5 protein-coding genes are annotated in these 13,584 nt (G+C 42.0%); all 5 read right to left on the reverse strand.

The genetic code is table 11. The annotated features are described in order from the left end of the window. Positions 1 to 2 precede the first annotated feature (2 nt). Positions 3 to 3,410 (reverse strand): VCBS repeat-containing protein, encoded by a 3,408-nt coding sequence (locus tag P2W71_RS24895; protein ID WP_276374130.1) that lies wholly within the window; start codon positions 3,408 to 3,410, stop codon positions 3 to 5. Positions 3,411 to 3,427: 17 nt separating this feature from the next. After that, positions 3,428 to 6,964, reverse strand: a complete 3,537-nt coding sequence (locus tag P2W71_RS24900) for a VCBS repeat-containing protein (RefSeq protein ID WP_276374131.1) — start codon at positions 6,962 to 6,964, stop codon at positions 3,428 to 3,430. 65 nt (positions 6,965 to 7,029) lie between these two features. Continuing rightward, positions 7,030 to 8,793 carry a RagB/SusD family nutrient uptake outer membrane protein gene (locus tag P2W71_RS24905; protein ID WP_276374132.1) on the reverse strand — a complete coding sequence of 588 codons (1,764 nt, stop codon included), beginning with the start codon at positions 8,791 to 8,793 and terminating at the stop codon, positions 7,030 to 7,032. A gap of 11 nt (positions 8,794 to 8,804) precedes the next feature. Continuing rightward, on the reverse strand, positions 8,805 to 12,257 hold the full coding sequence (locus P2W71_RS24910) for a TonB-dependent receptor (protein ID WP_276374133.1): 3,453 nt from the start codon (positions 12,255 to 12,257) through the stop codon (positions 8,805 to 8,807). A gap of 171 nt (positions 12,258 to 12,428) precedes the next feature. After that, positions 12,429 to 13,478: a FecR family protein gene (locus P2W71_RS24915; RefSeq protein ID WP_276374134.1), complete on the reverse strand. Its 1,050-nt coding sequence runs from the start codon at positions 13,476 to 13,478 to the stop codon at positions 12,429 to 12,431. Positions 13,479 to 13,584 lie beyond the last annotated feature (106 nt).

Genomic DNA, 13,584 nt, shown 5'->3' on the forward strand with positions numbered 1-13,584 from the left:
CCTCAATGCTTGACAAAATCAAACAAGCCCGCACGATCATTATTTCGGGATATGATTACTCGCTTTTTTCCAGTCTTGAAATTCAGCAAAGCCATGTCACGGATATCACCTGTCAACCAAACATTAGAACGTGATGAATTTGTCGCTGCAACGATATTTCCATTTCTATAAGCAAGCAATATTCCAGTGGATGCATCACTTCTTCCTAGTTGCGGTTTAAATGGAAAAAAATTACCGGCCACTAACAACTCTTTTTTTCCATCTCCATCAAAATCTTCATGTATAAATCCATTGATGCTTGACAATTGCGCTAAAAGTGGTAACGGCTTTAATGTGAATTTTCCTCCCACATTTTCTAACCAGCAAGATTTAAGTACATAAGCATTGAATTTATACGATTTCCCAAGCTGCTCTTTTGAAGCAATATCATCAACAGTAGCCTTGGCGTAATCCTCATATTTGATAAATTTTTTACGAAGAGAACTAATTTGGTCCAGCACTTCGTCACGACTAGCCAATGGATAGCTGGTCCCTTTGATGAAGTAAGAAAGGAGAGGATCAAGTGTTCCATCCTGGTTAAAGTCGCCGACATTAAGTTGAACAGGTTCTTTTTCAGAAGCTTTGAATTGCAAATTTGTTCCTGCATTGCCTAAAAAATAATCCATATCACCATCATTGTCTATATCAGCCGGATATATGCTGCACCACCAACCGTGAGTCTTGTCCGTATTGATCAAATCTTTTTGTTCAATCAATTTTCCCTTTTCGTTTTTAAAAATCCGGATGGGCATCCATTCCCCGACAACAATCAAGTCTGGCCAGGAGTCGTTGTTGAAGTCTGTCCAAACAGAGGCTGTAACCATTCCGACATTACCGATGTCCGGGTTGATTTTATTGGTCACATTCGAAAACTTAATAACTCCATTTTTAGAGTCGTTTTGAAGAATAAAACTGGTAGGAATGACTGCATATTTTGCCGGAACGTGCCTTCCTCCAACAAATAAATCAAGGTCGCCATCCTTATCAAAATCAGCGGCAGTCACGCAGCTACCACTTGAAGTTTCTTGAGGGATTGCATTTGTTGCTTTGCTAAAATTTCCTTTTCCATCATTGGCATACAATCGGTCTTGGTAAAGCGGAGCACCTGCAATAAACTCACTGCCCCCACTGACGATATACAAATCCTGGTCTTCATCTCCATCTGCATCAAAGAAAAGCGCATTAACATCTTCAAATGCAACTTCTTGTTCCCATGGCTGAGATTCGGCCGGCGTAAAAGTTCCATCATCATGACCAAGAAAAAGTCGCGACGCCTGTCCTGAAGCACCACCTAGAAAAATGTCATCACTACCATCCTTATTCACATCTCCTGTTGCAAGTGTACCACCAAGTTGGGAAAGCTGATAGTAGAGCAACCGTTGCATTTTAAAATCTATAAATTTGTTTTCGACATGTTTAAAATCCAGTCCGGAATTTTTGGTGACATCATTCAAGACAACCGGGTCAGGTACGGCCCTAGTCTTTTTCCCAACCGATTCAGACTTCCCCTGATCAATGATGATGGTTTGATTTGGCGATGCGTCGGTCACGATGGATTGTGAACCATCGGGCCAGATAACTTTTATGGCTTTGAGTCTTGAAGATCTACCGATACCAATGGTTAGATCCGGCGCCACGCTAGATGCATATCCTCTTGTAAAAAATGCTTCCTGAAAAATCTCTGCAGAATCTGTGGTAACATAAATTTTAGCGCCTACACCAAATGTGTTCGGTACTCGCCCCTTCAATTTAATTTTTATAAAACTATTCTTTTGAATTTCATTTTGGTTATTCCTTAACACCGTGATTTGATCATTTAAATTGTTGGTCACTAAATCATGATCGCCATCATTATCGAGATCTGCATAAATTGCACCGTTAGAAACATGTCGTTGGGTGAGTCCCCATTGTTCAGACATATTTTCAAATTCAATTCCATTTTTATTTTTATACAGGTAATTGTTCAACCGTGTCACCGGCAATTGTTGAATCAGATTCAGATAGTCTACTGTTTTGTTAGCAACTTTTGCTTCATTGTAGACAGTGCTTGTATATTTCATGAAATCGAGATTCGTAAAGTCCCTGAGATACCCGTTTGTTACAAAGATGTCCTTTAGCCCATCGCTATCAATATCAACAAAAAACGGGGACCAACTCCAATCTGTATTAGATACACCCGCCAACTGACCGACCTCACTGAACCTAGGCAATGAATCGTCCGCAAAGCCACGGTTTAATTGCAGCGTATTGCGCATATACTGGTGGTGATATCCACTATCGACCGCCAGCTTATAGCGGTCGTATTCATCAGGCCCTTTCAACAGTTTTTGCCTGTAGTTATCTTCCGGCAGCATGTCAAGCACGAGGATTTCCTGAAGGCCGTCGTTGTTCATGTCAGCGATGTCGGAACCCATTCCAAACTTCGATAAATGGCCGAACAGTTTGTGAGATACTTCCTTAAAGGTTCCGTCACGGTTATTGATGTAACAGAAATCCTGTTCTTCATAATCATTGGTCACATAGATGTCGGGCCAATTGTCAAAATTCAAATCGCTAATCGCAGCGCTGAGTCCAAAATTTAACCCGCTGCCATGGAAACCGGCTTTTTCGCTCACCTCTGTAAACTTAATTTCGGTGGTCCCAATACGCGAGTCATTACGGAATAGTTTATTTCCAAAGTAGGGATGCCTTAAGTTCCGAAGCCGGCGCGTGTTAAAGAATGCGGTATAAAACATGTTCGCGTGGTTTACCAGAAACATGTCCAGGTCATTATCCAAATCGTAGTCAAAAAAATATGCCTGCGTAGAAAAAATCCCGATGGCATCCAGCCCATATTCTTTAGCGCGTTCAGTGAACGTAGGCACACCTCCTGGCTCACAACGATTGTTGATGAACAATTGATTTGCTCTTCCAGGATAGTCTTTGACGATCGGTAGATTATAGCCTTCGCCCGGTGCATTCCCGGAATAACATACATAAATATCAAGCCAACCGTCGCCGTTGATGTCCGCCATTGTCACACCTGTCTTCCAACCCTTTCTACCTTCGGTTTTTGTAGTTGCAGTAACGTCTTCAAATTTCCAAGCCCCCTTATTAAGATAAAGTTTATTGGACACTGAATTACCTGAAAAATATAAGTCGGTTAATCCATCGTTATTGATATCGCCAGCAGCAATACCCGCACCGTTGTAGGTGTACTCGTAGGTCAGGATATTAGTGTGTTGGGTCTCCTCGATATCATTGCGAAAATTCAGTCCAGTTTGTTCTGCGAAGAGCTCAGTAAATTGTTTCTTGTCCGATGTGCACTGAAAAAATATAACGCCGACAATTGCAATAAAAATTAGGATTGAAAACTTCAAGACGACTTTCATTTGTTCACGTAAAGCAACTACCGATTAACAGCAATTGCCAATTGATTAAATTCCAAACTGCGATGATGCCCATTATTGTCATAGACTAAAATCTTCGTCACGGAAGGGGGGACATTTACACTTCGTGTTGATTGAGTAAGGTAGCCGGAACCATAATAAAACTCAACCTTTTCCTTTTTACCAAAATCGTGGTAGAATTCTCCCCAGCTTTCCAAAGGCAAAGGCTCAAAAAAACGAGAAGGCTTTTTCTCAGAGACAAAAACTTTAACGCTATCCTGGTTCTGGGTTGCAATGATTAACTCCTGCCCCGATCCGTTTCTAATTCGCCCAAGGGCCTTCGCGTCACCGTCAACTTTAAAACCACTTTTTAAGAATGGCGTCGTGACAAAGTCACCTTTCCCGTTGCCAAGAAATATCAGCCCAGTTCCCGCATCATACCTCCCGGAAAAAACCTCATTGCCATAATCATTTCCAATCATCAACACGTCGAGATTTCCATCTGAATTTATATCCGTCACGGTCACGCCGTTTACCGGCGAGACTTGAGCTGCTTTAGGTAAAGGCTTCATCAAAAATTTCCCATTGCCGGTATTCTCTACATAACTTGTTTGGGAATAATTTGCTACCAAAACCCGCATTCCCGTGGTGTCATACGGTTTCAGCAAATCCTCCATTGATGTTGCCCCGTATTGCTTATAGCTACTAAATTGATTTCTGAATTTTGGACTTTGACCATTGAGTTCGTCCCAAAAGTGAACGGGAAATTCTTGCATACCACCCGCTTCAGATTTGAAATAGCAACTTAGAATAGCGTCCATACTTCCGTTATCGTCAAAGTCTTTTGCGTATACCCGTAGCGGTTGTTTTTCGGAAATACGATAATAATTATTCATTCCAAGATTACCAACCATGTAGTCTGTGTCGCCATCTTTATCAAAATCGGCACCTGTGATGCTGTTCCACCAACCCTTATAATTTTCTAAGCTCGAATTTTCAATGTATTGCAACGTGCCGTCAATATTTTTAAAAAATGTGATGGGCATAAATTCGCCAACAACAATTAAGTCGGTCTTACCGTCGTTGTTAAAATCGGTCCATAGCGCATCAGTAACCATTCCAGCACGTTTTAAGCCGGGCGCGCTTGCATCGGTAACGTCGGTAAATTTACCCTGGTCATTCCTTAGCAAATAACTTTCTGGCGACACTGGATAAGATCCGGCTACTACCCTTCCACCAACAAACAAATCAAGATCACCATCGGCATCGAAATCACTTGCACGTACGCAAGAACCACTTGCTATAGTGGATGGCAACGCCTTTGAATCTAATTTAAATTTGCCGTTACCATCGTTGGCATAAAATCTGTCTTCATAACGTTGCTCGCCTGCTTCACCTTCGTAGCTTCCGCTTACAACATATAAATCAAGATCGTGATCATTGTCAGCGTCGAACAGCAACATTCCCTCATCCTCCGATTTATTTTCCGTGGTCTTCACGATCGGTGAAGCGATGAAGATCCCATTTTTATTTTGAATAAACTGGGTGGCGTTAAACAGGGAGGAACCACCTACAATAAAATCCTCAAGCTTGTCTCCATTTACATCACCAATAGCAATGCTGGGGCCCGCTTGGGAAAATTTATGTGGAAGTGTTCGTTGTCTGTAGAAATCGATTTTATCCCACTCCTGATGTTTATATTTAATTCCAATGCTCTTTGAAATTTCTTTTACCAACACGTTTGGAGCGGCCCCATGATCATTGTCTTCAAGAGGCTGCGCATCTTTATGATTGATGGTCAAGACTTGATTTGCATTTACATTGTATAAAGTCTGACAATTTCCATTAGGCCACTGGACTGTGATTGTGTCAACAGAAGTATTGGTTCCTACACCAAAATGCATTACATCTTCCACAGTAGATAAATATCCGCGATAAATAGAATGATCCTGAAACTGCGTTGTACTGTTATAATTTAAAGTCACTTTTGCACCGAGACCTGATTTGTTTTTAAGATCTCCTGCCAAACGGATTCTCAAATAATTATTTTGTGATTTTGAGTCATCGCCATGATACAACGTATTTTCATATAGAAACGATACATCATTGATGTTATTGACAACGTAGTCCAAATCGCCATCATTATCCAGGTCAGCAAACGCAGCACCATTTGAAAACGACGGTGTGTACATTCCCCACGCTTTGGTTTGATCTTTGAAAGAAAAATTGCCGTGATTTTGGAACGCGTAGTTCGATACTTTTAAAACTGGAATAGAGTCAATTAAAGATCTGTGGTTATTGAAAGCTCCCACTTCGCGCTTGAACATCACATAGTCTTTGTCAGTCACATCTTTGGGAAATCCGTTCGTTATTAACAGATCACGGTGTCCGTCATTATCAACATCCATGAATAGCGACGACCAACTCCATTCTGTTTGATGAATGCCCGCCATTTGGCCGATTTCACTGAATGTTCCGTCGCCATTGTTTGCATGCAGCATGTTACGCATGTACTGAAATTCATAACCGTACTCAACGTTGTTGATATACGTAAAGTAGGTTGCACCTGCACCCGATACCGTTTTTCTCCGAAGGTTATTTTCGGGAAGCATATCCAGCGTTATGATGTCGAGAAACCGGTCATTATTCACATCGGCAATATCAATGCCCATGGAGAATAACGATTGATGCTTCAGTCGGTCTTTAATTTCATTTGTAAATGTTCCATCGCGATTGTTGATATACAACACATCGTTAGACACATAATCATTTCCAATGTAAATATCTGGCCATCCATCCCCATTGATATCAGCAATGCCTAGTCCTAAACCATATCCCTCGATCAAAATCCCTGCTTCTAGGGTGACATCCGTAAAAGAGCCATTCCCATTATTCCGGTATAAGCGATCGTTATTAAGTGCGGTACCATCCATAATGCGAGACCTATAGTTGCTTGGAATTTTGTCGCTCTCAAGATTTGTCAATACATATAGGTCAAGATCTCCATCTTTATCGTAGTCAAAGAACGCCGCGTTTTGGCTATAACCAGTATCAGCTACACCAAACTTGGTTGCTTCATCTTTAAAAACGGGAATGCCTTGAGCATCGATACCTTTATTGATAAAGAGCGTATTTGCTCTTTTCGCTGAGTCCTCATCAATGGTAGCACATACATAAATATCCAGCATCCCATCTTCGTTGACATCGGCCAAGGCGACACCTGAGTTCCATTTCCCCTGTGCACCAATTCCTGCTATCTCTGAAACATCTTCAAATTTCAATCCTCCTCTGTTCAGATACAGCCGGTTGGGCACCATGTTGCCGCTAAAAAAAATATCACTGAGGTTATCGTTGTTAAAGTCACCAATGGCTACAGCCCCACCGTGGTACATGTATTGCACTGTCAGGATGTTGATGGAATCTTTTTCTTCAACACTATTTACAAAGTTGATCCCGGAATGTTCCGGTGGAACCAGTTTGAATAAAGTATTTTTATCTTCGGAACAATTCGCGAAGAGAATGATTATAATCAAAATCAAAAAAATTCTACTAAGCATGCTCAATTATTGAGATAAAAAAAGCCACCTGGTTTTTCCAGATGGCTTTAAGATCAGCTTAACGGTTAATATAAAGGATTCTGTATTAACTCACTGTTACGGTTAATTTCTTCCAAACTTATGGGGAGAAAATACATTTTATTCTCCCACTTTCTATCCTGAACTTTATTAAGAGAATATTCCACAGGTCCTGCAAGGGGATCTTCAATCACAATTCCGTTTGCATTCCTTCCCATCGCCTGAGGCGCAATCATCCAGCGTCGAATATCAAAATACCTGTGTTGTTCAAAGGCAAGTTCGATTCGCCTTTCGTTTCGATATCGATCTTTAAGTGCCGTGCCTGTTTCAGTAATGTCCGGCATTCCGGCTCTTTCACGTAACATATTTAGGTAGAGCTTTGCTTCGTCATCTTCATTGAGTTCGATGCATGCTTCAGCATAATTTAAGAGGATTTCACCGTATCGTAAAAAATGCCATGGTGCCTCTTGATTTCCCCCTGCAGCTGCGTACTCATGCACCACTGTCGGATCAATAAATTTTCTAAGATAATATCCAGAATAGCCACCATTCCAATCTTCGATAGGTCCGTCTCGCGTGTCCAATCCAGGCGTCCAAACACCGGGAGCTGTTTCTACAGAGCGAATTATTATTTTCCCGTCAGGGTCAATATCTTTAACGTCGCTTGGTCTAGGTCTCCATGGAGCCTGATCATACAAAATACTTGCAGCAAATCTGGGATCTCTATTTTCATACGGAGCATTTGCATGTGTTGGATTATTCCAGTCGAACTTGGTGCCATCTACCATCTCATAGTCATCGACAAGCTCTTGTATCGGTGTATTTCCACCCCAGTTATGGTAGCCGTTGGGGCCATTCGCTAATCCGGGAAGTGCACCATCTTCCCAGCCACGACTCTTAATAAAAAAGCGACTGAATATTGCTTCCTTACTGTCTTTAATCAAAAATAGGTCGGTATAATCCTTTACTGGACTACCTGTGTTTTGTAGGCTGTATATACCTAGATCAATCACTGCTTTTGCAGCCTCCTTCGCAGCCTGCCACTTTTCCGCTCTTGCTCCGGTAGTTGATATAAGCTCTGGATTAGCAAACGACCCTGCCCAAGTAGGATCATTGTACAGATCGCTAGCGGCGTAAAGAAGAATGCGAGCCTTTAACGCCAATGCAGCACCACGTGTAGCTCTACCGATGTCTCCCTCACCTGATGGATAAGTCAGCGGTAGCAACGAAGCGGCCAAATCGCATTCGCTTACGATGTATTGTATACACTCCTGTAACGAGCTCCTTGGAATATTAAACTCATCCTTTAATTGGTAGGCTTTTGTAACCAAAGGAACACCTCCGTAAAGTCGAACTAGGTTATGATAAAAATATGCATTCAAAAAATGGACCTCACCTTCAAGGCGATCTTTCCAGGATGTTTCAACAAATGGCACCTCCTCAATTTTTTCTTTAAAAAGATTAACCTGTCTAATTCTTCGATAGAGGACGGTCCAATTGAATTCGTCAAAGTCCCCTCGCGAAAAAGAACCAACATCTGCAGATGTTAGATTTGATTGAACCACCTGCGCCGACCCATAGTTATGAATGAATTGAGATTCATCGGCCAAAGAGCCAAGCATGAGTTCTCTAAGCCCATGATTTAGTCCCCGATACATTTCATTCACGAATGCCTCCACCAAGGCTGGATCCTTCCAGACAGCAGCCTCCCCAAATCGATCTTCTGGTTCGGGGTTGAGAAAGTCGGTATTACATGAGGTGGCATTCAGAATAAATATAATAGCAATGATGTATTTTATGATATTTTTCATAGGTTGATCAGTTAGAAGGTTAGATTAACACCTACGTTAAAAGTCTTCTTTTGCGGATAAACAGTACCGTCCTGATTATCAGTTTCCGGATCAAAAACCTTAAAACTGTCAAATGTCAGAAGATTAATGGCATTGACGTATAGGCGTGCCGTTCCGAGTCCAATTTTGTTGACCAGCTCTGATGGGAAAGTGTAGCCCAACTGGATATTCTTCAAACGGATATAGTCCGTGTTTCTGAACCAATATGTATTGGCTTGGGAAATCCAGTATTCATCCTCTCTATTGAAGGTTCGTGGTTTTTCCGAACTGGGGTTTTCAGATGTCCATCTCCCGTCGGCAAAATCCTGGAGGTAATTTCCAAAATCTCCAGATTGCGTTCTAATATAAGAACGTGCACCTGCTGCCCCCTGGAATAGAAGGTTAAAGTCAAAATTCTTGTACTGAACGTCCAAGGTAAATCCTCCTTGAAATCTTGGGATCGTATTGTTTTCCAAACGTATTTTGTCGTTTGAATTTATTTGTCCGTCTCCGTTGACATCTTCAAAAATTATGTCGCCGGGTTGGGCGCCAGACCAATGAGGATAAGCGTTCACCGCTGCATCATCTTTGAATACTCCAATTGCCTTGTACATCAATAAGCCATCGAGTACATCTGGATTATTATAAGGTCTGCCCGTTCTCATTTGCCAAGGGAAATTTGTAGCAGGCTCATCCATAAAAATTACTTTGTTTTTGGAATATCCTCCGTTGACGCCCACTTGAAAGTTCAATTCTCCTACTTGCCCTGCATAACTTACTAAGAAATCAAAACCGCGATTCCGAAGCTTTCCAATGTTTTCGCGCGGAGGGTCAAATCCGGCTGTTGTTGGAATTGACGCGTTGCGGCGGATGAGCATCTTTGATCTTATGTTATTAAAATAATCCAGCTCGAATGATATTTTTCCACCGAATAACATACCCTCTAACCCAATGTTGCTGTTGTTTGCAACTTCCCAGGTGATGTCAGGATTCGCGACAGGAAAAGTGGTGGGCGTGATGGACGTGGTCAATGTTGTGTAGTCAAAAATGTATCCATCGCCAAATCCAAAATTGTTGGCAAATTGGAACTCGTCATAGTAAACGTTCGTCGGGTGCATTCTATCATTTCCCAATTGTCCCCATGAACCTCTGATTTTAAGCCGATCTACAAACGATGCATCTTGCATAAAATTTTCCTCAGATATAACCCATCCAGCGGACACACCTGGGAAGAAGCCCCATCGCGCATTTTCAGGGAAAATATAGGAGGCATCATATCGCCAAACCATTTCAAGAAGGTATTTTTCATGTAAGCCATAATTAATCCGTCCAAAATAATTTAGCCTGGTTCGTTTATATAATTTACCATCGGTAATGGTTCCGTTGGAGGCATTTGTACTCAGATTTCTCGTTCCAGCAAACAATTCATCAACAGCTGTAGAGATGAATGCATTTCTAAAAGCTTGAAACTGATTTCCTTTAAGTACTTGTTTCTCTGTTCCCACCATCAACCCTAAAGAATGGATTCCAAACTCTTTGGTATAATTTATATATGCATTGGTGGTCATCCCCGAGGTCCTTTCAAATTCTTCTTGCAGCTCGGGCGTGTTGAGACCCCGTTGCGAGCGTAGCAATACTGGTTCTCCGTTAGTGTCAACGCTATCATAGTCCCATGTATATAAGTACCATGGTGTCCGGAACCTTTTTATGGGGCGGAATGATTCATCCAAGGCCAAATTAAAAGTAAGGTTCAAGCCTTTCACCCCGGGTACATCAAATTTACCCTTGAGGTTGCTTTGAAACACACTGTTCACATCATTAACATAACCAGTGGCCGGTGTACTGATTACTACAGGGTTATCACCATTTTCAATATCCGGTCCCGGTAATCCGTTTGGCCAATAGGCAGGCAAGTTAGGTTTCCCCCTAATCAACATTCGAAATATGGTGCTAGCGGCCCTTGTGGGATACGTACGTTGCTCCTGTCTGCCAGACAAGTCTACTGAAAGCGAAAAGTAATCGTTAATTTTTGCATCGATGTTAGAGCGAAAATTGTATTGCTTATACTTTGTTCCACTATTTCGATATACCCCATCTTCACTTAGCGTTCCGAGTGAAACGTAATATTTCACTTGTTCAGAGCCGCCTGATACAGTTAGCGTGGCCATATCTTGTAATGCGACAGGCTTAATCACAGCATCATACCAGTCAGTATTTGGATATCGCCAAGGATCTGATCCATCTCTATACTTTTGAATATCCTCATCCGAATAACGAGGTGCATTTCCCCGATATTCATCAATTTCATTTAGCATAGTGGCATACGTCGCCGCATCGGTTACCTCGGGCAAACGGGTAGGTCGGTTAAACCCTAAGTTGTAGTTAAAACCAATTTGCGGCTTTCCTTCCTTTCCTCTTTTCGTTGTAACCAGGATTACGCCATTCGCGGCTTGTGCTCCATAAATTGCCGCCGAACCATCTTTCAGGATGGTGATACTTTCAATGTCAGCAGGATTGAGCCGATCTAGACCACCGGTTCTATTCGCAATGCCATCAATGACAATCAATGCAGAAGGATTTCCCGTCGTGTTTGTTCCCCGAACTCTGATTTGTGAGGCATCATTCCCTGGCTCGCCCGATCTGTTTATAAAAATTGTGCCGGGCAGACGTCCGGTTAGCGCATTTGAAAGATTGGCAACAGGTGCCTGTGAGATCACATCACTTTTAACCGAAGTCACCGCGCCGGTGATAGTTGTCTTCTTTTGTTCACCGTATCCTACGACCACCACTTCCTGCAAAGATTGCACATCCATGGCCATCTTAACATTTACAGTTGTCTGGTTGCCAACTTGTATTTCCTGGCTCTGATAACCAATGAAACTGAAAACTAGAATGCTGTTTTCATCCGGCACCTCGAGGGTGAATTTTCCATTCGTGTCGGTAGTAGTACCTACGGTACTTCCTTTCACCAGGACGTTAACACCCGGAAGGGGCGCATCGGATTCGTCGGTTACGGTTCCACTTACAGTTTGCGCAACGCCGGAGGGGGCAATGTTTGTTTCGTTGGTTTCCTCATCCCGTGGGGTTATTTCCTTTAACACGATCTGTTTTCCAATGATATCGTAGCCCAATTGGGTTCCTAAAACGGTAGTTAAAACATCAGCTAAAGGCGTTTCTACCAAGTTTAGCGTCATCCGGTTAAGGTCCTTGATTAACCGTGGACGGTAGGTAAACTTTACATCGCTCTTCTTTTCAATCTCTATTAAAATATTCTTTACCTCTGCATTTTGGGTTTGCAGGGTAATTTTGCGTTCTAATACTTCTTGGCCGCTAGTATCTATAGCATATCCCAGCATCACAAATACGCACATCATCAAGATCTGTATCAGGGTTATTTTCATAAAGAATAGCAGGGCATTTCGAATAGGTTTAGGTTTATTCTTCATAATTTTGATTGTTTTTGTTTGTTAATAGGGCAAAAACTAGGTGCCTCGGATGAATCATCCTGGCATGACGGGCCGGTGATGTAGCAGCATCGCCGGCCTTTTTCATATGTGGGGTGTGTAAAAATTTCTTATCGCATAGGCCTTATTTTTTAATTTGTTACTTCATTCATACTAGCGACAACCATCGCTTTTAATAAAAATTCTCGTGTCGTTAATTTCATACTCCGCTCCGATCGCTCTACAAATAATTTGAATACGTTCATACAGTCCTTCTTCCGCCATTGACGTTGTGAGAATACAATTCGAGAGCGCTTCAGGATCAAACTGAATGTCGATACCATAATTTTCTTCCAGCACATTTAAGATTTTTACAACGGGTGCCCCATCGTATTGTGTCTCAAAGAGAGTGGGTTTTTCTAACACAATGACCGGCTTGTCCACTAATTTAGTGAGAAAGTTTTCTTCTGTTGTGTTGTAAACAGCTTCCTGGTTTGGCGTCAGAATTACTTCTTTGCCTGATGTATTTTGTATGAGGCTGGGATTTTTTCCTTTTGCTGACACAGAAACTTTTCCGGTTTTAACAGCTACGCTGATTTCTTTGGCACCATCATACGCCATCACATTAAAGCTAGTCCCAAGCACTTTAACTGTTACATCGGCAGCAGTGATGAGAAAAGGTCTGCTCTTATCTTTTGCTACGTCAAAAAATGCTTCTCCTCTTAGCAGTACAGTACGTTCTGATTTTGAAAACTTTTCGGGGTATTGGATACTGCTTTGAGGTTGAAGTGCGATCACCGTGCCATCCTCCAACCTGACTCTTCGAATAGCTTTTGTATCGTTAACCGTTTGCTTGTGAGAGCTATTGATGGCGACAGTATAGACGCTTGAGGAGGGCAATCTTTTTTGGTTGAAAAAGATTGCCCCAAGGCCAATTACAGCTATGGCGGAAACGGCTGCAGCTAACTTGAAAGGTGTCCTTAAAAAGAAAGACTTGTGAACCGCGCGGCGAACAGGTTCGCTGACCGGCAATTCTATGTTTGATTTGATCCGATCTAAAATTTTGTTTTGAACGATGTCCAATTCCAACGGATCAAGCAGCGTTATGTCATCGGGATTTTCCTGAAGCGACAAATACCATTCATCTACCAAAGCTGCTTCTTCAGACGTAGCTTCTCCTCTTAAATATTTTTTCAAGAGGTCAGGTAAAATCTCTTTCTTCATAGGCCGGTTTTTATAAAGTCAAGTTTGATTTAAAGTAAACTTTGACTTCGGGTTATAGGATAGTCAGGTAAGTCGTAATTTACCCCCACTCTGTTGCCCGGATTTT

The organism is Chryseolinea sp. H1M3-3 (genome assembly GCF_029360725.1).
Classification (GTDB): domain Bacteria; phylum Bacteroidota; class Bacteroidia; order Cytophagales; family Cyclobacteriaceae; genus Chryseolinea.

Bases quoted from the DNA above. Each gene is read 5' to 3' on its own strand.
- P2W71_RS24895 (WP_276374130.1), bottom strand. From the start codon at position 3,410: ATGAAAGTCGTCTTGAAGTTTTCAATCCTAATTTTTATTGCAATTGTC.
- P2W71_RS24900 (WP_276374131.1), bottom strand. From the start codon at position 6,964: ATGCTTAGTAGAATTTTTTTGATTTTGATTATAATCATTCTCTTCGCG.
- P2W71_RS24905 (WP_276374132.1), bottom strand. From the start codon at position 8,793: ATGAAAAATATCATAAAATACATCATTGCTATTATATTTATTCTGAAT.
- P2W71_RS24910 (WP_276374133.1), bottom strand. From the start codon at position 12,257: ATGAAGAATAAACCTAAACCTATTCGAAATGCCCTGCTATTCTTTATG.
- P2W71_RS24915 (WP_276374134.1), bottom strand. From the start codon at position 13,478: ATGAAGAAAGAGATTTTACCTGACCTCTTGAAAAAATATTTAAGAGGA.